Source organism: Vibrio sp. ED004 (genome assembly GCF_023206395.1).
In the GTDB taxonomy this organism is placed as follows: domain Bacteria; phylum Pseudomonadota; class Gammaproteobacteria; order Enterobacterales; family Vibrionaceae; genus Vibrio.
This window is the reverse complement of the sequence record NZ_CP066149.1, coordinates 2,877,916-2,898,094: the sequence shown is the minus strand read 5'-3', so window position 1 is coordinate 2,898,094 and position 20,179 is coordinate 2,877,916. Positions and strand designations below refer to the sequence as shown.

The window sequence follows — 20,179 nt, the reverse complement described above, 5'->3', positions numbered from 1 at the left end:
TTACACCGCCTGCTCAACAATAGCGTCAGTGAGGTGTAGCTGCGTGCTTTGAGACTCTTCTAAGCGAGTTTTTAGAAACTTACATAGATCTAATAGTATGTCGACTAACTCAACTAACCTTTTTTGCTCTTCAATACCAATAACTGGAATAAGCAAATCACGGCATTGTTCTAAAGACAGATTGTCTTGCCCAGCAGTCCCTTTCACTTCTTTTAAAACTGAGTTTAAAGTCAAGTCACAAGATAATACGTAATAAAGGTAACGGTTGAAAACTACATCTACTGGTTTAAAAACAGCTAATGCCTGATTCATATTCCATTGTGTATATTGATCAGTAAGAACCGTCACTTTACCTAAAGGCGGTCCAACAATGTTCATTATCACATCTCCAGGGCTTGCCATAGATCGCTTTAGTTTTCCTTCATGTACACCTTGAGAAATAAAAATTGGTCTGTAATCAAAGTCTAATTGATTATCTACAATGTTATAAACTTTTAAGAAAGGCACATCTCCGATTTCTAGTAACTCTGTTTTACTTGGTGTTGTTCCCTTTGTAATGAAATCACAAAAACATCGGGCTTTTAACATAACCCTGTTAGTATCAACTTCAACTTTGGTATTTGCTAGTTCAGCCTCTATGAGCTTAAACTCCTTGGCTGAAGCAGTTAGCTTTTGTTGCTCTAGGATACTATCCAAATGATTTGAAACAGGTGTATCAGAATCTAGAGGCTTTGATAGCTTACCCATTACCGCCAGTTGCAAGATGGTTTGTTTTAGCTGTTCGATGCTCGCTTCTGTGGTGAACAGAGTATCGAAGTGCTCGCTGATGCGCTCCCAGTTTTGCATTAGCTCGTCGGCATCAGCAGAGTTGGTGAGCGTGTCTAACAGCGTTGTAACCAGTACCTGATGCGCTTCAATGCTGGCTTCGGTTTGTTGCTCTAGTTGGTCGCAGAGAGTCATGAGTTCATCGACTTTGGCGACGATGCGGTTTTGTTCAACTTCAGAAGGAACAGCAAGCACAAAGTTATTCATAGCTTTTAAGCCGAGGTTTTTTATTGTGCTACCAGTAGCTGCAGAAAAAGCATAATTCCTAAAGTAAGGTGATTCTATTAAACGCTTAATGTAGTCCTTTGAAATACCTTGGAATAAGTTAAAGTAGCAAGCACTCTTTCCAAGCATTACTGCTTCATTGTTATAGAAACCAACATTACCCAGCGTTCCATTGATTGAAACTAATACAGTTCTGTCATTCAAATCTTTTTTATGTTTCAGATATTGTTCTTCGGAGACTCGTTTTGTTTCAGGTTTGATTTGTATCGAACCATTCGACAGATTATTCCCATTGACGAAAAAATATTCACCATTTTCAGAATATTCGGGAGTACCATGTAAGCCATCACCTAAAACTGTCACGAGATGAACTAGTCTTCTCCACTCCCAACCAACAGGAAGTTCAAACGGAGCTTCATCACTACCAATCTGTTCCGTTTTTAAAGGTTTTCTTATTTTCTTTTCTTTGATTAGGCTGTCTTTTTCTTTCTCTATTCTCTCAAGCAAAACAGAAGCAGGCTCATCATTCGAATCTTGCGGTACCAACTTACCGCGCACCGCCAATTCTAAAATCAGCTCACGTAGTTTCTTCACGCCATAAAGCTCACGCTTTTTGCTGCTACCGCGACCAGAGGCAGATTTGGTTTTAACGGTTGAAGTCCAAATGTCGATATTGTCTGTAATCAACTGGTTCATCGAGGTTTGTTCTACACTCATTATTTACTCTCACCTGTTGTTTCTGATGTTGAATCTACAGATGATTTAAGCGCACTGCCTAGAATGTCTTTCAGCAGATTACGAAGCTGTGAGATCTCTTGCTGTTGCTGTTGGTAGTTTGCGAGCAGCTCTTGTGGATCGTGGCTTATCACTTCACCTTGATATGGGTTTTTAATATCTAGGTTGAAGTTACGCTCAATGATGTCGCCGATTGGCACTTTCCAAGCGTGGTTGTTTTCAACGCGGCTTGCAAAACCGTCTTCTTCATTGCCCCACCAATCAATTTCTTGTTGGAACTCTTCAAACTTCATTGGTTTGGTTTTGCTGTAGTTCTTCACGCCTTCTGGGTATGGGTGCTCGTAGAACCATACGTCTTTAGTTGGCTTGCCTTTGGTGAAGAACAGAATGTTGGTTTTGATGCCTGTGTATGGGTTAAATACCCCATTAGGTAAACGCACAATGGTGTGCAGGTTACATTCTTCGGTAAGCATCTTTTTGATTTTGGTTTTAACGCCTTCACCAAACAATGTGCCATCTGGCAGTACTACGCCTGCTCGACCGTTGTTTTCATCAAGTACTTCAATAATAAGCTGTAAGAACAGATCGGCAGTTTCACGCGTCTGCATTTCTGCCGGGAAGTTTTTCTCAATGCCATCTTCTTCGGTACCACCAAACGGCGGGTTGGTCGCAATCACATTGATGTTGCTGTCCCAGCTTGAAAGCGGCTTGTTGAGCGTATTGCCGTGTTTGATTTGCACAGGTACTTCAATGCCGTGCAGCATCATGTTGGTGATACACAGTAGGTGTGGCAGTTGTTTCTTTTCGACACCGTGGATCTGCTTTTGCAGTGTTTGGTGATCCGCTGCAGTCTTCACGTAGTTGTCTTTCACATGGTCAAACGAACACGCTAGGAAGCCGCCCGTACCCGTTGCTGGGTCCATAATCGCTTCGCCCAGTTTTGGGTCTAAACGATTAACGATGAAGCGTGTAACAGCACGTGGAGTATAGAATTCCCCCGCGTTACCTGCACTTTGTAGGTCTTTTAAGATCTGCTCGTAGATATCACCAAATAGGTGGCGCTCTGAAGAGTCAGTAAAATCAATTTCATTCAGCTTGTTGATCACTTGGCGCAGCAACGTACCGTTTTTCATGTAGTTAAACGCATCGCTAAAGGCTTCTTTCACCACAAAGCCTCGCGGGTTTAGATCAACAGGTGCAGTTAAGTTTTTCAGTTTGTAGAACAAGTCATCGTTTACGAACTCAAGCAGCGCTTCACCGGTAATGCCTTCGGCATCTTGCGCCCAATTACGCCATAGATATTGTTCTGGGATTGGTGATTTGTAGTCGTCCAGTTCTAGTTCTAACTCTTCTTCTTGAGCGTCAAATACTTTAAGAAAAAGTAACCAAGACATTTGACCAAGGCGCTGTGCATCACCGTCGACACCCGCATCTTTACGCATGATGTCTTGAATGGATTTGATAACTGAACTGCTAGACATGTTTTTCTACTTTTAAACAACTGAAATTTGTGGCGAATTATAGCAGAACTAGGTCAAAAAAAATGAAGTTAGTTCTATGAAACCATAGATATAAGATTCATTAATCTATAGCCTGAACTTATAAAATCATAATTATAATCATAAATACAGTTGGCTAAATAATGAAAATAGAATGCCCTCGTTGCCAGAAGGACAATGAGATTGAATTTGCAGAAAACATATCGTGTTCAGAGTGTGAGAAGAGTTTTAAAGGGTTTAAGTTCAGCAAGCGAAAGCTCGTTTCTGCTAGCTCCGCTTTACTGGTTGGAGCCCTAGGAGGTTACGCTGTTGAAAGTGGGTTAGACAAAGAAAGGTATCCTCTCGAAGTGGAATACGCGATTGTCGATACTTGCGTGAATTCTAGCAAAAACATGGTGTCCGTAAGTTGGTATGAAAGTAAACGGGAAACTTGTTTATGCGCATTAGAAAAAACAGAAAATGATGTGGCATATTCAGACTACAAATCAGATCAAGCTATATTTCTTCGCACATTCAAGCAACACGCCAACAGATGCTCATAAAAAGAGAGGCAGCATAATGCTACCCCTCCTTTAATTATTAGCGCTTAGGTGTGTTTCCGCGGCCATCGCCTGATGGTTTGCCCGTCGTGCTTGGGTAATTTGGATTCGGCTTAGCGCCACCTTTTGGTGTACTTGAAGCGGGTTTATTCATGATGAACTCCTATTTCCCTTGTTTTTGGTTGTGAGCAGCTGCGCGTTGAGCTCGGCCAGCAAAGTCGCCTTTAGGAACTTGCCCACCGTTTTGTTTTGCGGCATTACCTTGAATGCGAGCAGCGGCTTCTGGTGTCATTGGTGCTTTTGATTTAGTCATGATTTTATCCTTAAAAATATCGTTATTAATGTGTCTTCGCTAAGACCAGGTAATATTAACTAAGGGGTTGGGGAACTATGGGGACAACTACAAAACAAAAGCAAAAACAGATTCAAAATACTTTAGACGCATTAGGTTGGAGCCATCATCGGTTTGCTGATGTACTCTACGAAGAGCTCAATGATAACGACGATTTTAAAGAAACAGACAAAGAGAATATCCGTAAGCTTGGTCAAAACATCAAAAAGCAGCTAAAGCGTGATTCGACGCCTGAAGAGCGCCTTAATAAGTATTTACAAGTACTGTTTGAACACCCTGACTACCAAGCCCTCAACTTAGGCAATATTTTACCTAGATATATTGATCACAACTGCATAAGCGGAATGTTAGCCGATCAGCTTGCACTACTCTCATCTGAACTGGATCTCTTCGATGAAGACAAAAAAGGCCGCTAAATTAGCGGCCTAAAGGTTTTCGTATCTACACGGTGTGAATATTGTTAAGCAGATTGGTAGATAGCAGCTTCCAGTTCATTAACCGCTTCTAAATATTGCAGTTTGCCACCAAAGCCTTTCTTAATGATTTCTAACGGTCTGCCCATTTCATCGAAAGGTTTCACTTTAAGAACATGAATGTTTTCGATCTCTTGCACACCTTCATCAGCATACTTATCAAGAAGGTTGTTCAGCACCTGCTGCGCTGTATCACCATATTTAGTGAAGTAGTTACGCTTCTTCACGTTATCGGCGCGCTCTTTACGAGTTAAAGCGGGTTGATCGTAAACGACATGGCAAATCATATCGAATGGGTCCATGTCTTTACCCACTTCGTCTTCTAGCGCTTCCCATAGAATACCGGCTTCGGCTAGCTCATCGATAATAGCTTGCTTGCGGTCAGATTCGTTCCAACGCTTGGTGAACTCATCTAAAGAGGAGAACTGTTTCACCATAGTTTTACGGGTGTAATCTTTAAATGACTCGGTTACAAGCTTACCGTCTGAATCGTAATATTGGACACGTTCAGCGAGCGCTTTTACTGGAACTCCATTCACATGGAATTTGCGAACTCGATTCTCATCATCCCAATCGTCTGCACCGCCTGTACTTTCAGGGGAGTTTCCAAAATCTTCGCCATAGGTAGCCTCTGGCTCTTGAATTGAATCAGGGTCAATGTCTTCATCACCGAACGGGTTATCAGCATCGACATCATCAACACCGTCGATGATGTCATCTAAATCGTCTTCATCTTCAAACTGCTCTGGCGTAGTGACCTTCACGCGTTCCGGAGTTCCGTCGAAGCGTTCATCAGCAAACAGTTCTGTCGCTTTTTTGAAATCCAAGATAGTGAACCAAAGCTTGCCATAGCGATCATCAATACGAGTACCACGACCAATGATTTGCTTAAACTTGGTCATCGATTGAATACCTTGATCAAGCACCACTAGCTTGCAGGTTTTTGCATCAACTCCCGTCGTCATTAACTCCGAAGTCGTGGCAATAACAGGGTACTTTTTCTTAGGATTGATGAAGTTGTCTAGCTGATCTTTGCCAATGTCATCATCACCCGTAATTTTCATTACGTATTTATCGTTCTTCTTAACCTGTTCTGGATTCAGGTTTACTAACGCACGGCGCATGCGATCAGCATGATCGATGTCATTACAGAACACGATGGTTTTGGCCATTGGGTCGGTACGTTTCAGATAGTTGGTGATGGTTTGTGCGACAAGCTCGGTACGCTCATCAATAACCATAGTGCGATCAAAATCTTTTTGGTTGTAGATTCGATCTTCAATCACTTCGCCATTTTTGTCAGTTTGCCCTTTGGTTGGTCTCCAACCTTGGACGTCCACATCAATATCGACACGAACTACCTTATAAGGGGCTAAGAAGCCATCCTCAATACCTTCTTTAAGAGAGTAGGTATAAATTGGGTCGCCAAAGTACTCGATGTTAGATACTTCATCGGTCTCTTTTGGTGTTGCCGTCAAACCGACTTGAGTCGCACAGCTAAAGTATTCAAGAATTTCACGCCAAGCGCTGTCTTCTGAAGCACTACCACGGTGGCACTCGTCAATGATGATTAAGTCAAAGAAGTTAGGGTCTACTTGCTTGTAGGCTTTTTGTTCTTCTTCTGGCCCCGTAAGCGCTTGATAAAGGGCTAGATGAACCTCAAAGGCAGGGTCGACTTTGCGACCTGTAATCTTGGTCATCGCCGTCCCAAACGGTTGAAAATCATTAGTTTTAGTTTGATCGACAAGAATATTTCTATCCGCTAGGAACAGAATTCGCTTCTTGGCTTTGGCTTTCCAAAGTCGCCAGATAATTTGAAATGCGGTGTAGGTTTTACCTGTACCCGTCGCCATGACCAGTAAGGCTCTGTCTTGGCCAGCAGCAACGGCCTCTACTGTTTTGTTGATAGCTTGAAGCTGGTAGTAACGCGGTGATTTACCGCTGCCATCATCATGGTAATCTTGGGTGATAATTGGCAGATGTTCTTCTTTATACCCTTTCCAAGCACAATACTTTTCCCACAACTGTTGAGGTGTTGGGAAATCCTCTAAACGAATTTCCGTTTCAAGTTGAGTTGGGTTGGTTAAGTCTCGGAAAATAAAACCATCACCATTCGATGCAAAAACGAATGGCACCTCTAGCAGGCCAGCGTATACCATGCCTTGTTGCATGCCTTTGCCAACTTCATGCTTATTGGCTTTTGCCTCAATCACTGCAAGCGGCATACTAGGCTTATGATAAAGAACGATATCAGCTGATTTTACTTTCTGACGAGCAGCAGCTTGGCCTCGAACAATCACTTTACCATCTCGCAGCTTCACCTCTTGGCGAATCTGAGTCATATCATCCCACCCTGCCTCTTTAATCGCAGGAAGTATGAATTTGGTAATGATGTCGGTTTCAGATAACTTAGCTTTATTAATGCTGCTGACCATTAGGATTACTCGTAGAGAGACTCAATAGCTAATCAGTATATCGTAAAGCCTATATAAATCCGAGTGCGCATTATTCACGGTGTGATTAAGTGAATGTTGCGATAACTCTTTGTTTAAAATCACCTAAACGTAACTCATCATAACCTTCGAAATCAGAGTAAAAAGCGTTTTGAACCCCATCGATTTTTGACCAGTTTAGTTGAATTGAGGACTCCCCAGATACCATAATCTTATCGTTCGACAAATCTGTAGGAGTAAAACTCTGCGCCTTATCTGATTCATCAGTCTGTTCATTCGATTTAATAAATAGACACGACTCTGGAATGTCCTGCTCTATTCTTTCAGCAAACCCAATCAAACTTTCTTCGGCAAAGGTATACAACCACGCTTCTTGATTGGGTGAATCATTGATTCTTAAAATTCGCCCGAGCACTTGCCTAAAATAGAGTTCCGTTTTTACCGAACTCATATGGCAGCAAACTTGAAGCCTTGGAATATCCGTTCCTTCACTTATCATCCCAACGCTGACTATCCACTGAACCTTTGAGTGACGAAACGACTCAATTTCGTGTAACGGATTATCATGATGATAAGTCACTATGCATGTTGATTGATTAAAGTGCTCAACAAGTCGCTTTTGAATGTCTTTAGCGTGCTTAATAGAAGCGGCAACTACTAAGCCTCCAGCACTTGGAGACTTTTGCCTTAACTGAGCTAGCTTTTGGCACCCACTATTTAATATGTAATTCATAGCGTCTTTGTTGTGAATGACGCTTTGATAAGAGACATCGGATTGTTTAAGGCAATCAAGAATAGAGGCGAAGTGTTGACTGTCACTGCCAGCCTTAACGCTGAGGTGTTCATTATCTATTAGAACAACTTTAGGGCGGCGGCATACCTTATCTTCAACAGCCTGTTGCAAGCCGTATTGATAATCGCAAACAACCTTACCCTCAGGGTCGGAATATTCAGCCATGACAATCGGTAGTCGATCAGAACGCCAAGGAGTACCCGATAGCGCCAGAGTGTAACGAGCAAAGCCTTGGATCTTCGAGACAATTTCTAGCCCCCATGAGTTTGACCGCCCCTCACCATCAAACGAACAATGGTGAATCTCATCAAATACGACTAAGACTCGATATTTACTGACGGTGTTCCAAAAGTTCTGTTCTAAAAAACGGATTGATTGATAGGTGTAAGAGCCCCCAAGAGAACCCAAGCCTCCATTAAAGGAACATTCTAGTTTCCATGAAAAGGTCTTTTTCATCCCTTCCGCAACAGTCAGTGAAGGAGAGAAACACAGCACTAAGTCAATCATGCCTTGTTCAAATAACCTACTCGCCACCTCGGCGGCCATAACGGTTTTACCAGCTCCAGGAGTCGCTTGGCAGAAGAAGTGTGAATGCTTGTTTGAAGTGAATTTCTCGATAGCTTGAGCTGCACACTCGGCTTGCCATGCTCTTAACATTGAGGAGCCTTACTTTGGGCGACTTGCATCCAGTTGGTTAGTGCATTAATTTTGCCTAATAGCTTGGCTGAGCGTTCTCTTGCCGCATTAAATAGCGGCTGCATATCTTGCTTGTTATTTGGGAAACGCGTCAATAATGATTGGTACTCCTCAATCTCGCCTAGAGTAATCGCCAACTCGCCTTCATGTTGCTTCTTCTCTTGCGCTAATGCATTTAGAGAGCACTTTGGAGTTTGATCATCCATTGAATCGACCTTAGCTTGCCTATTTCTAGCTACTCTAGGCTCAATTGTGAGCGCTTTGAATTCGTTAGTTTGATGGTAGCGTTTGTCTCTACGAGCCCCAATGACAGAAAGCCAGCCTTTCTCCTCAAATGATAGAAGTTGCTTATAAACATACTTCCGCGCATCGTCCTTGCTCGGGAAGGCTGAAGCACTGTTTAGCAAAGCATCTCTAGCTTCTGTGACGGAGAAATTATCCATCCCTTTTTCAATCAATAGGTTAAACATGTGAGGGTTAATTCTGGTTACTTTCTTCATGTGACTCTTACAGGCAATAAAAACTTAGGATTGCTAAGTATACAAAAATCAGTAAAACTTAGACAATCTAAGTTATCTAAAGGTTGAAAAGAAATGTGTAAGTGCAAAAAGACAACCCCATCCCTGCGAGGCTCAAAGCTGCGCGTAAAAAAGCCAAGATCACCCAAAAAGATTTAGGGGTGAAAATCGGTATGGAACAAAGTTCTGCTAGCGGTCGTATGAATCATTACGAAAAAGGCAGGCATGTACCTGATATTGGTACGCTTGAGCGCATGGCTGAAGAGTTAGATGTGCCACTAAACTACTTTTTCTGTAGGAGCGAATTGAGCGCTGAGTTAGCGTGCGCCATTGATAAGATGAGTGATGAAGAGAAGGTGGTGCTGTTGGAGAACCTAAAGAGCGAGAAGTAATACTTAAGCTTTAAGTCCATTTTTGCTCAATAACATACTCAATGGAATTGCATCCGTAAATCGCGGAGCAAGTATCTTATCTTCTACGGCAATGGCATTCAGGTTGTAAGACGATCCAGAGTCAATTTGATGAAGACGAAGCTCCTCGATAGAACAATTAAAAGGGTTGTCCAAGTAGGGGAACTTAAATGAAAAGGTACGTGACAATATCTCTTTGTCTATCGTATCAACGTTCTCACTGAAACTCATAAGTAGTGCGTCTTTCAAGAAGTGCTTTAACGCTCGGCACTCCCCTCTACACATAATAAACAAAGGATATAACACTTCATTTTTTGTAAGCACCGGCGGTTCATCAAAGCCCATTCTCGCACTCAAACCAGCGACAAATTTAGCAAAGTGCTTTTTTTGCTCCAAGTCAAAACTATAAGATGCCGTTCCACTCGAATGGCTGTTAGCTTTCAACAGCTTGAAATAGTTAATCTTTCGTCTCCAACTTAATCGTGAGTTCCATTGCGGCTCTGTCGCTATCACATCAGCATAAGGCATACCAACCAACACAAACGAGACTTTTGCTTCTTCACTTATGTATTTGAACGTATTAGCAATAGCCTGCCTTTCTTCTGCTGTAGAAAACTCCACAAGCTCTTGAATTTCATTGACGATAATCAGCTCAACAGATTTACGTTTAAGTTGCTTTACGACAGCCTCACCAAGAGCAATTTCATTACGTCGTCGGGTACCTCTTCCACCTGACTTTCCATCTAAATCGACTAAAAACTGCGTAAGCGTGTTCTGTTCATTTATGCGGCTTGGAACTCTAGTGCTAAGAACAGGTTGTTTACTCCAAGTTGAACTCGGCGGAAAGCGTGATAGATAGTTGTTAATCAAAGCCGTCTTTCCACTTCCGGCCTCACCAGTTAACAAGAAAGACTCCGGTTCACCGCCAAGGGAGTGATTAACACGAAGCTGATCGAAAATGGAGTAGATTTCAGTTATAGCTGGATACTCGATAAAGCTGGTTTCAAAGAATTTTAGTTGCTCAAACTGTCTAGATGTTAAGTTCAAATCAATACCCCTCAATATCTTCAAAATCATCATCAGCTACTTGTTCTGAAACATCGAACACGACCGCAGCTTCTTTTTTGGCCGGAGCCGTACTGATTGAGCTTGGTCCCTCTGAGCCCACATCATTAAATTTTGCTAATTTCGAAGTGTTACCCGTTTTAGGCAAGCTACCCTTATTACTTTTGGCACTGCGGAACCTATCGGTTTCTTCCTGAATACGCTTCTTCATATACAGAAATGTATCCACAAGCGCCTCATCATCAGCAAGCTGCTTAGTGTTAAGCCTGCGTACTTTTTGTATGCGCTCATGTTCAAAAAGGGACAGTCCTTTTGTATATCCACAGTTGTCTACCGCTGGAACTTTTATGTACCTCTTTTCCGATTCTAGGTAAACATGGATGTAGCTGATATCAGAGGGGTCTGTTTTGGTCCTAACAAAAAGCTTTTTACCATTGTTAGATGCCCAATATTTACGGTATTCAATAAGTTCGGAGGACTGATAACGTAAGTTATGTAGTCTAATCCCTACCACTCCAATAGTTCGGTGTCTAAGCAAACCTAGCTCAACTCTCAACTGCTCCTTCTCAGCACCAACGTAGTAGGAGGGAGTCCATTCCGATTGGTTCCACTTGTGGTATGGAATATCACGTTCTCTTGAATCTGGTGCCATGTGGTAATAATCGACAATCCATTTATGAAGTAATTCAAGAAATACAGAAACTCTAACCACCGCATCCTTCTTTGGGTTGTAATCTTGTAGTTGAGTAGGGTTGGTGAATGTTTTTCCAGGTAGTGAATTCACTAACCCTTTATTCATCTGATCAAACAGCTTTTCGATCCCTGACTTTCGCCAAGGTTTAGCTGCTTGACTGTATTGGATGTCAGACACTAGAGGCCGTAACGAATCTTCCAAGCTTTGACTCCAAAATTCAGCACCATTATCGACAACTAAACAGTCAATTTTGCCGTGACAAGGCCATTCATTATCAATGGATGGATACCTTTGCTTTACCCAACTCTTATCTAGTAGCGAGTTCAATAGCGCCTTTCTGACAGAGTCAAAACTAGGCTCTCTAAAGTTGATACTGCACCCAACGATACATTTACTGAAGCGGTCATATAGCATCGTCAGATAGGGTCGTCCCAAAGGAATATCTAGCTCGTCATCAATCAAAATTACTGGGACTGGTGTATGGTCAATTTCGACATACTCCATTGGTTTGGTCGAAACTACTTGCTGACCAACCGAGCGAAATTCTCGGTCTGCGTATCGTTTACCAAACCTTGCAATCGCTACCTCATAAGGAGGTAAGTCGTGTATTCGATTGTAAAAAGAACGTTCGGAAATTGGTTTTATTTTCCCCTCGACAATCCCACGATTTAATTGAATCACTCGACTCTTATAGTATCGGTATGCTTCAGCAGCACTTAAGCGTTCACGAGTCAGGTATACGCTGTTAATTGCTTCATCAACTAAAGATTGAGAATCGAACTCTTTTTGTCGATTGCCTTTAAACGTATGCTTAGGAATAAGCGCACATGGGTCTTTACCCACTTCAAAGTAAGATTTTTTCCAAGTTGCTAAAGTTCGCCAACTCGGGGGAATGAGTTGTAATTCCGATTCCACAAGAGTTAAGAGAGGGTTCAAGTTTTTCTCGGTCCATCCGCCTTTTAAACGCTTCTCTACGAACGCGATGATTTTGATACGACGGATAACTTCTTGCTGTACCTTCGGTGATTGAGAATCAATAGTTGAGGAGATTTCAATAGGTTCATGAATTAGCTCTATTGGAAGCTGCTGAGACTCTCCCTCTGAAGCTTCAAATTCATCAAAGAACCCAAATATGTTGTTAGAGTCCGATGGCATAGTTAACACCAAACGTAGGTTTCGAGGCCAAAGCCAATATTGTTGAGGTCTGTTTTGATTTGCCCCGAAGAGATCCAAGGAAGAGTAGAGATAAGTGTGTCTTGCTCCGATAAACCGAAATACAAAGACACCTCTTGTAGCTGCACCATTTGTTTTCGTTGAATAAACGCCAATACTAGCTTTTGAAACTCAGTCACGGTTCGCAATCCGGAATAACGGTGTAGTAACTTAAAGTTATCTAACGTCGGTCCCATTCTAATTTGTTTCTCCGTAACCAAAACTAAGCGTCTGTTGAACTCATTCAACGCAACCCTTTGTTTCTCTTCAAATCTATTCCTGAAATCAGGTTTGAGAATCTGACTAGAGTGTTTTACTTCGAAGAGGGTTGACTGCTCGTTGTGATCTGTTACTAAAAAATCTGGGGTATATCGGCACTTACGATTATTGAATTGATAGTGGAAGCCAAAAGGTTGAGAGGTAAAACTTTTAATGTTTGCGTTATATTCGAGGTGAAAGCAGAAATCGAACTCCAAAATGGAGAGAGTGCGAACAACAGCATCATTCTTCAAGCTCATGAACTTACAGATGTTGTGTACGTGAGATGATTTCTTGGTTTGGTCGAACATAGCAAATCACTTTTGTTGTAAACCTACAACAAAAAATAGACTATGAAGACTTATGGTGCAAATATGAAGACTTATGATGCAGAAATGAAGAAAGCCTGCAATTTATGCGAACATATATTGCAGGCTTCAGAAGGGTGGAAGCCCCAGCCACATCCCGGCACACACGTCGCCTGCTGCGGCTGCTCCCTTCCAGGCCTGACCGAGTTCACAAGTTAGTGTTGCGGGAGGACCAGAGCCTCCATAGATTCTTTTTCTAAGAGGCTTGCCTCAAAGAGTGATTGGATTATTAAGCATCGCAGCAACCATTGCAAGCACAAAGCGACTCTTTTTAAACAAATGTGGTTTAAGTGATTACCCTTTACCCAACACACGGTAAAAGTGTCGGATAAAGCATCACCTTTGTCCTTGTTTCATAACACATTCATTCAAGCTGCCAGTGCTTAGCTCTGTTCAGGAAAAACGAACCATTACCGACTCACAACTAGAGATCGGCGTCTTCGTTCTCTTCCGTTCGAATGATGTAGTCTGTCATCCATGCAGTACCCAACAAACACAACCACACCACAAACACAGGGCTTGGTACTTCAATGCTTGGCGTTATCACCAGAGCAGCAAAGCCGACCGTGGGCAGAGTCCAACACAAGAGCTTGTTCCAACGGAAAGTTTTCAATCGATTGAGCGTTTCCATCGATGCCATTATACCCGTGACACACAAGGCCACCAAAGCTGCATAAGGTAAGTCGGCTATCCATAATGGCAATATCAAGCCCAATGACCACCAGCTGTGTCGACTCGCGGGTTTCAGATGATTCGCTGCCCACCAAATCACGATAATAGACAGCGTCTGCAGCGTGGTGATCCAAGGTGCGCCATCAAGCTTTCCTGCCGATTGCGTAACCATGATCCCGACCTGTAAGGTGGTGACAATCAAACCTGAAATAATCACGACGGACAAACTGCTGCGTCTTGAGAAAACAACCATAAGCAGTGGGAATAGCACCCATGCACTGACTGAAAGCGTGATTGGCTGTAAAGGAAGGGTTAAACCGTAAGTCGTCATGGCTGCAAGCAAAGCTAAACCTGCGATACCACCCTGCGGCAGAATCCATAATGCAGGAATGACCATAGCAAGCACTGGGATGTCCCCTTCACTTAAACTGATTGCTCTAGCGCAAACAACGGCTAATAATGTTGTAATTAGAAATTGAAATGTCGAAAAAACCATAGCTCTCTCCTTCTACCGATCCGTGGTATTAATGAACTAGGAACATTTAGTATGGACCAATTTTTGAGCCAAATCTTTGCTGTGATTCACCAAATTCCATATGGGAAAGTAACAACTTATGGAGACATAGCACGTTTTTCAGGATTTCCGGGCTATGCTCGACATGTAGGAAAAGCGCTGGGGAATTTACCAGAAGGTAGCAAACTGCCTTGGTATCGGGTGATCAACAGTAAAGGCGAGATCTCTTTGAAGGGTGATTCGTTTGATCGCCAGAAGAAACATCTGGTTGAAGAAGGGATTGAAGTGAGTGACGCAGGAAAGGTCAAACTCAGAATATACAAATGGCAGCCCTAGAGCTGCCATCTATCGAAAGACGTTAATTAAGATGCCTTAACAGTGGCATCCATTTCTAATTAACGAACACCAACCAAGCGTAGGTCTGCTTGTTGCGTGTTTTCTACATCTGTAATCACTGACTTAATCGTGTCCGTTGTGAAACGCAGTTTGCCGTCAACATGAATCGATGCGCGCATGTTGTAACGGTGGTTAGGTTGAATTTTGTTGTTGTCGTAGCTCAGCTCGAATGCGAACGGTACTTGCTTACCGTCAGTGGTGAATTCTTGAGTTGCGATAACAGTCGATGGTGCGTCAGCCAGTGAAATATCTTCTAGCGTTACGGTAACCACTGCATTCTCTGGCAATGCAATTCTTTCGCGATAGCTTACTGTTCCTGAAATCACTTGAGTGTTCTCTGCAGCCACTTCCTGAGAAGCGTTCGTTTCTGATGTTGCTTGGCAGCCAACAAGTAGGCCAAACGATACTAAAGACGTAATAAGAATTAGAGCCTTTTTCATATTCAATTTCTCTCAACATGTTTGCCGGACTCGGCAAATCTACCCACCAATTATAAGAGAGCTTTCATACTCTGTCTTGAAACCCTATGATTTATTGACAGATATCTGACTAATCTTAATGATTAACACCATAATCTGACATCCATTTTACGAAGAGGAATGCTGGCGATGAGTCAACCTTTACAAGAATTACTAAGTTTACTTCAGCTAGAGAAACTGGAAGAAGGTTTATTCCGTGGGCAAAGTGAGAACCTTGGCCTGCCACAAGTTTACGGCGGTCAGGTATTGGGACAAGCGCTTTCGGCTGCTCGTTACACTGTTCAAGATGACCGCAGTGTTCACTCGTTCCACAGTTATTTTCTGTTTCCCGGCGATCCTGAAAAGCCAATTATTTACGATGTTGAGAACCTAAGAGATGGACGCAGCTTCAGCACACGCCGTGTTAAAGCGATTCAAAATGGCCGCCCTATTTTCTATCTCACGGCTTCTTACCATGGTGACGCTCCAGGTTTTGAGCACCAGAATGAAATGCCAAACATCCCCGGGCCAGAGAACTTTGCCTCTGAAACTGAGCTCGCGAGCCACATTGCTGAGTTCTTGCCTGAAAAGCTACGTAAGACTTTCTGTGGCGAAAAGCCGATTGAGATGCGCCCAGTAACGGTTGTTAACCCGCTAAAGCCTAAAAAGACCGAAGCAAAGCAGTACCTTTGGGTGAGAGCGAACGGCGCGCTGCCAGATAACCAACTTATTCACCAATACCTGCTAGCTTACGCATCGGATTGGGGATTCTTGGTGACGGCGCTACATCCTCATGAAGTTTCTATCATGACGCCCAACTTCCAAGTTGCGACGATTGACCACTCAATCTGGTTCCACCGTCCATTCAAGATGGATGAGTGGTTGCTTTATGCGATTGAAAGCCCGACAGCGGCTAACACTCGTGGCCTAGTGCGCGGCGAGATCTATAACCAGAAAGGTGAGCTAGTAGCGACTGCTGTTCAAGAAGGTGTGATGCGCTTTACTAAGTAATGAGCCGACGCTTTTTACCAACACAGCACTGCACCACCAATTAATAAGGGGCTAGGTATCATACCTAGCCCCTTTTCTTTTTCATTACGTCAACGAAAAGCCGTTGTTCAAGAATCAGTAACTTCTATTCAGCTTCAAGCGTAGGCTCGAATTCACTTTGAACTCGCGTTTTAATGCCGTCTCCCGCATCTCTAAGCAGGTTGAATGGTGACAGCACTACCCCTTTCACAGCACCTTCGGCAGCGCCCTGAGCGAGTGCTTTACTCTTATCTGCTAGTAAGTTTGCTTGATCCAAGATACCCGGCACTTCGGCTCTCAGCATTTCAGATTCAGCCACAACAACAGGGATAGTTTGTTCGCGGTAAGATTTACTTTCCGCAAGCATTGGTGGCATCACATCGACACGGTAGCGTTTCAATTCAGTCAGCGTTGGTGGGATAACTTCGGTTCTTACCTGCTCAACTTCGGTGCGAACGTTTTTCACTTCATCCAAAATCGCGGGAATTTTGCCATCAACAGACGAAACGGTTTGGTTAACTTGGTCAATGGTCTTTCTCACTTCATCAACCGTGTCTAACACCTGAGGAGCCAACTCACTCACATGCTCAGCAAACGCTAACATTTCTTCGACTTTTAACCCTTTGGTGAGGCCTGATAAATCCTCGATAACCTGAGGGTAAGTATCGACGATTTCACCGACTTTATTGGTGAACGAGTAGATGGTGTAGCCCAAATAAAAAATGGAGACAGCTAACACCAATTGGATAGCGGTAGAGACTTTTGCAAACATGAATAATCCTTTTCTTTATCGCAGAGGCGATGTCTAAACTGAGACAAGATGTAGCGTGGTGCTAAGGCTAACTATAGTGGTAATGCAGTTGTGTATTTCAATGGTTCCATAGCAAACGTTGAGGTCACATTTGAAATCCCATCAATGCTGTTAACTAAGCGCTTATAGAAGTCATCAAAGCACTTCATGTCTTTAACCTGCACCTTCATCATATAATCATACTCACCAGCCATGCGATAGAACTCCATCACTTCTGGAAAGTCCGACACAGTATTCACAAAGCGCCCATACCACTCATGAGAATGGTCACTGGTCTTCACCAATACGAACGCGGTAAAAGAAAGATCTAACTTCTCAGGATTCAGCAGCGCCACTCTCTTTTCGATGATTCCGTTCTCTTCAAGACGCTTGAGACGCTTCCAGCAAGGCGTTGTTGTGAGGTTAACGGCTTCAGAAATATCGTTCAGTGACAGCGTGCTGTCTTCCTGTAACAACCCTAATATTTTTTTATCTACGGCATCTATCACACTTTCACCAAATCGCATTTAAATAGAATAATTTTCTACATTTTAGTCAAAATAAAGCAAATATGGCAAAGTTTTTCTCTCCAGTTCTAGCTACATTATAACCATACCAATTACAAAGAATTCCTACACAAGATCAGGAGAACGCTTATGTGCACTGACCATCAATGGATTAACAACGCGATTCGTAAAATTGAAGCCGACTACCAACGCTCAGCGGATACGCACCTTATCAAACTAGACCTTCCAAGCATCGAAGGCATTGATATCTACCTTAAAGATGAAAGCACACACCCAACAGGCTCTTTGAAGCACCGTTTGGCGCGTTCTCTGTTCTTATACGCTATCTGTAACGGTTGGGTTGGCCCAGAAACAACAATCATTGAATCGTCATCTGGTAGCACGGCTGTGTCTGAGGCGTACTTTGCTCGCCTACTTGGTCTTCCATTTATTGCGGTAATGCCAAAATGCACAGCGAAAAAGAAGATTGAGCAGATTGAGTTCTACGGCGGCCAAGCACATCTTGTTGATCGCTCAGATGAGATTTACGACGAGTCTCGCCGCTTAGCGACGGAACTTAATGGCCACTACATGGACCAATTTACTTACGCTGAACGCGCAACTGACTGGCGTGGTAACAACAACATCGCGAACTCGATTTTCAATCAAATGCAGATGGAAGATCACCCGGTTCCAACTTGGGTAGTAATGAGCCCGGGTACAGGTGGCACTTCCGCAACGATCGGCCGTTTCATTCGTTACCAACAACATGAGACTAAGCTTTGTGTTGTCGACCCTGAGAACTCAGTATTCCATGAGTACTTCAAAACGGGCAATACCAATGTGAAAGGCAACACATTCAGCAAGATTGAAGGCATTGGTCGCCCACGAGCAGAACCAAGCTTCATTCCAGGTGTGGTTGACGAAATGCGTAAGATTCCAGACGCAGCAAGCATCGCTACCACACATTGGTTATCTGACATTCTAGGTCGCAAGGTTGGCGCATCTACGGGTACGAACATGTACGGTGTGCTTCAACTGGCAAGCGAGATGAAAGCGCGCGGTGAGAAAGGCTCTATCGTGACTTTGCTTTGTGATAGCGGCGAGCGTTACCTAGACACTTACTTCAATGACGAGTGGGTGAACAACAACATTGGTGACCTACAGCCTTACGCTGCGAAGTTGGAAGCTTTCTCGCAAACCGGTGAGCTAGCGTAAGCGCGAGAATAAGCACCCGTTCCAAAATAAAAAAGAGCCCTTAATGGGCTCTTTTTGTGTGTCATCGGTGACCAATGACACGAGATTATTCTGGTTTTTGCTTCGCTTCAAAAGCGGCCAGTTGTTCTGGTGTTGCTTTTGGTTGGTGGTTTTGTTTCCACTCATCGTAAGTCATGCCGTATACACGCTCACGAGCGTCATCGATATCAAGATCTAGTCCTTGTTGCTCAGCTTCCGCTTTGTACCATTTGCTGAAACAGTTACGGCAGAAGCCAGCCAAGATCATCAGGTCGATGTTTTGTACATCTTTGTTGTTGTCTAGGTGTGCTAACAAGCGACGAAAGGTTGCTGCATCCAGCTTGTCTTGTTCTTCTTGAGAAAGATCTTTGTATTTAAATTCAGCCACTTTGGTGTCCCTTAATAGTTTTCATTTTTTAATGTGTTGAGCAGATATTGTTATACAAAAAAAGCCCGCATTTCGCTAGGAGCAAACGCAGGCTTTTCAAAACATTCATCAATAAACCAAGCCTATTACACCTCGTGTGATGGGCATTTTTTGTCACTACACCGATAAACCGGAACTCCCATGAAACAATTTCAAGCCATACTTTTCTTATTAGCGTCTATCATTTTTAGCTCAGTCACTTATGCGTCTCCTACCGAAGGAGAGCAATACACACTTCTAAAGAATCCTTATTCTACAGACCATCAGATAGACAAGTTTTTCTCATTAACCTGCACACCTTGTTGGCAGATGACTGAGCTACTCAAAGATAAAGAAGCTTCTGGCGAACTAACATTGCACCGTACTCACGTTATTTTTAATGAATCGACACAACAAGCGGCCAGCCTTTACTACACGGTATTGGTTCAACAGCCGAACCTATCTCACGAAGTGCTCAATGAACTGTTCTTGATGGTTCAAACCAAGAGCCCACTCCAACCGACCGACATCGATACGTTTTTTAAAAAGCATAAGCTTGTGAAGCTAGAAGATATGACGGAAAGCCAACAGCAACAATGGGCCAAGTTGATGGAAGAGGCAGCATCGAAAACAGAACAAACCGCCATTGCTAGCATTCCTACTTTCATCGTCAATGGCCGCTACATGGTGAACTTGAGAGGTCATCGCTCGATGGATGAACTGCTTGAAACCCTCAAATACCTAAGGATTCAATAGATAAGCTTGTCTTTCTAAACTCATATCTCATATCTCATATCTCATATCTCATATCTCATATCTCATATCTCATATCTCATATCTCATAAGCAACAAAATGTATGGTCCGCCCCGTTATTGCAACTACAATTAAGTAATAACGGAGTTGGTTTGCGCTAATGTATTCGGAGTCCTTGTTGGGAGCACTAGCTTCCCAGCTCCACGATGATATCCGCGCCAGATTATCCTTAAAAGCCCAAAGCATTGATTGCTATTTTTTGTGTCAGGTTCTTAATCTGGCCGATTGACCGTTTTTGTCATC

Annotated in this window: 21 protein-coding genes and 1 other RNA gene; 7 read left to right on the top strand and 15 right to left on the bottom strand. The window is 43.1% G+C overall.

The genetic code is table 11. The features are described from left to right. Positions 1–1,767 carry a restriction endonuclease subunit S gene (locus ITG10_RS13040; RefSeq protein WP_017631037.1) on the bottom strand — a complete coding sequence of 589 codons (1,767 nt, stop codon included), beginning with the start codon at positions 1,765–1,767 and terminating at the stop codon, positions 1–3. Then, positions 1,767–3,266 carry an N-6 DNA methylase gene (locus ITG10_RS13035; RefSeq protein ID WP_017631038.1) on the bottom strand — a complete coding sequence of 500 codons (1,500 nt, stop codon included), beginning with the start codon at positions 3,264–3,266 and terminating at the stop codon, positions 1,767–1,769. The genes ITG10_RS13040 and ITG10_RS13035 overlap by 1 nt, the downstream gene beginning before the upstream one ends. Positions 3,267–3,427: 161 nt before the next feature. On the opposite strand from ITG10_RS13035, the gene ITG10_RS26485 reads away from it, so the two are divergent. Continuing rightward, complete coding sequence (locus tag ITG10_RS26485; protein ID WP_008220703.1) at positions 3,428–3,826, top strand: hypothetical protein; 399 nt, start codon at positions 3,428–3,430, stop codon at positions 3,824–3,826. A 160-nt stretch (positions 3,827–3,986) separates the two neighbouring features. On the opposite strand, the gene ITG10_RS13030 is transcribed toward ITG10_RS26485, so the two are convergent. Beyond that, positions 3,987–4,136: a hypothetical protein gene (locus ITG10_RS13030; RefSeq protein WP_008220701.1), complete on the bottom strand. Its 150-nt coding sequence runs from the start codon at positions 4,134–4,136 to the stop codon at positions 3,987–3,989. 77 nt (positions 4,137–4,213) lie between these two features. On the opposite strand from ITG10_RS13030, the gene ITG10_RS13025 reads away from it, so the two are divergent. Then, a complete protein-coding gene (locus ITG10_RS13025; protein ID WP_017631040.1) occupies positions 4,214–4,591 on the top strand; it encodes a hypothetical protein in 378 nt (125 codons plus the stop codon). Between the two features lie 44 nt (positions 4,592–4,635). Here the strand turns inward: ITG10_RS13025 and ITG10_RS13020 are convergent, their stop codons facing one another. The 3 genes from ITG10_RS13020 to ITG10_RS13010 form a co-directional block, all read right to left on the bottom strand. After that, a complete protein-coding gene (locus ITG10_RS13020) occupies positions 4,636–7,083 on the bottom strand; it encodes a DEAD/DEAH box helicase family protein (RefSeq protein WP_248386431.1) in 2,448 nt (815 codons plus the stop codon). An 85-nt stretch (positions 7,084–7,168) separates the two neighbouring features. Then, entirely contained in the window at positions 7,169–8,551 is a 1,383-nt protein-coding gene (locus ITG10_RS13015; protein ID WP_017631041.1) for a DEAD/DEAH box helicase family protein, read from the bottom strand. Further along, complete coding sequence (locus ITG10_RS13010) at positions 8,545–9,090, bottom strand: hypothetical protein (RefSeq protein WP_017631042.1); 546 nt, start codon at positions 9,088–9,090, stop codon at positions 8,545–8,547. The genes ITG10_RS13015 and ITG10_RS13010 overlap by 7 nt, the downstream gene beginning before the upstream one ends. Positions 9,091–9,191: 101 nt before the next feature. Between ITG10_RS13010 and ITG10_RS13005 the strand changes: the two genes are divergently transcribed. Further along, entirely contained in the window at positions 9,192–9,500 is a 309-nt protein-coding gene (locus ITG10_RS13005; protein ID WP_017631043.1) for a helix-turn-helix transcriptional regulator, read from the top strand. 3 nt (positions 9,501–9,503) lie between these two features. On the opposite strand, the gene ITG10_RS13000 is transcribed toward ITG10_RS13005, so the two are convergent. The 5 genes from ITG10_RS13000 to ITG10_RS12980 all read right to left on the bottom strand — a co-directional run bounded on the left by ITG10_RS13000 (position 9,504) and on the right by ITG10_RS12980 (position 14,283). Then, entirely contained in the window at positions 9,504–10,598 is a 1,095-nt protein-coding gene (locus ITG10_RS13000; RefSeq protein ID WP_017631044.1) for a TniB family NTP-binding protein, read from the bottom strand. Continuing rightward, positions 10,567–12,432, bottom strand: coding sequence for a Mu transposase C-terminal domain-containing protein (locus ITG10_RS12995; RefSeq protein ID WP_017631045.1), 1,866 nt, complete (start codon positions 12,430–12,432; stop codon positions 10,567–10,569). Before ITG10_RS12995 ends, ITG10_RS13000 begins: the two co-directional genes overlap by 32 nt. A gap of 2 nt (positions 12,433–12,434) precedes the next feature. After that, the gene (locus ITG10_RS12990; RefSeq protein ID WP_017631046.1) at positions 12,435–13,058 is read right to left on the bottom strand and encodes a TnsA endonuclease N-terminal domain-containing protein; all 624 of its coding nucleotides are present in this window, start codon (positions 13,056–13,058) and stop codon (positions 12,435–12,437) included. Between the two features lie 138 nt (positions 13,059–13,196). Beyond that, positions 13,197–13,293, bottom strand: an RNA gene (gene ffs / locus ITG10_RS12985) — signal recognition particle sRNA small type. Between the two features lie 246 nt (positions 13,294–13,539). Then, entirely contained in the window at positions 13,540–14,283 is a 744-nt protein-coding gene (locus ITG10_RS12980; protein ID WP_017631047.1) for a hypothetical protein, read from the bottom strand. Positions 14,284–14,334: 51 nt separating this feature from the next. Here ITG10_RS12980 and ITG10_RS12975 point away from each other — a divergent pair, with 51 nt between their 5' ends. Beyond that, complete coding sequence (locus ITG10_RS12975) at positions 14,335–14,637, top strand: MGMT family protein (RefSeq protein ID WP_017631048.1); 303 nt, start codon at positions 14,335–14,337, stop codon at positions 14,635–14,637. A 59-nt stretch (positions 14,638–14,696) separates the two neighbouring features. Here the strand turns inward: ITG10_RS12975 and ITG10_RS12970 are convergent, their stop codons facing one another. Further along, complete coding sequence (locus tag ITG10_RS12970; RefSeq protein ID WP_017631049.1) at positions 14,697–15,137, bottom strand: YbaY family lipoprotein; 441 nt, start codon at positions 15,135–15,137, stop codon at positions 14,697–14,699. A 168-nt stretch (positions 15,138–15,305) separates the two neighbouring features. Between ITG10_RS12970 and tesB the strand changes: the two genes are divergently transcribed. Continuing rightward, the gene (gene tesB, locus ITG10_RS12965) at positions 15,306–16,166 is read left to right on the top strand and encodes an acyl-CoA thioesterase II (protein WP_026084268.1); all 861 of its coding nucleotides are present in this window, start codon (positions 15,306–15,308) and stop codon (positions 16,164–16,166) included. Between the two features lie 124 nt (positions 16,167–16,290). Here tesB and ITG10_RS12960 read toward each other — a convergent pair whose 3' ends face one another. Beyond that, on the bottom strand, positions 16,291–16,956 hold the full coding sequence (locus ITG10_RS12960; protein WP_017631051.1) for a hypothetical protein: 666 nt from the start codon (positions 16,954–16,956) through the stop codon (positions 16,291–16,293). Positions 16,957–17,027: 71 nt separating this feature from the next. After that, a complete protein-coding gene (locus ITG10_RS12955; protein ID WP_017631052.1) occupies positions 17,028–17,501 on the bottom strand; it encodes an Lrp/AsnC family transcriptional regulator in 474 nt (157 codons plus the stop codon). Positions 17,502–17,630: 129 nt separating this feature from the next. Between ITG10_RS12955 and ITG10_RS12950 the strand changes: the two genes are divergently transcribed. Continuing rightward, positions 17,631–18,698 (top strand): PLP-dependent cysteine synthase family protein, encoded by a 1,068-nt coding sequence (locus ITG10_RS12950; RefSeq protein WP_017631053.1) that lies wholly within the window; start codon positions 17,631–17,633, stop codon positions 18,696–18,698. 85 nt (positions 18,699–18,783) lie between these two features. Here the strand turns inward: ITG10_RS12950 and ITG10_RS12945 are convergent, their stop codons facing one another. Further along, entirely contained in the window at positions 18,784–19,104 is a 321-nt protein-coding gene (locus ITG10_RS12945) for a DUF1244 domain-containing protein (RefSeq protein ID WP_004736423.1), read from the bottom strand. Positions 19,105–19,284: 180 nt separating this feature from the next. Between ITG10_RS12945 and ITG10_RS12940 the strand changes: the two genes are divergently transcribed. Continuing rightward, positions 19,285–19,878, top strand: coding sequence for a thioredoxin domain-containing protein (locus tag ITG10_RS12940; protein WP_017631054.1), 594 nt, complete (start codon positions 19,285–19,287; stop codon positions 19,876–19,878). Positions 19,879–20,179: the final 301 nt, after the last annotated feature.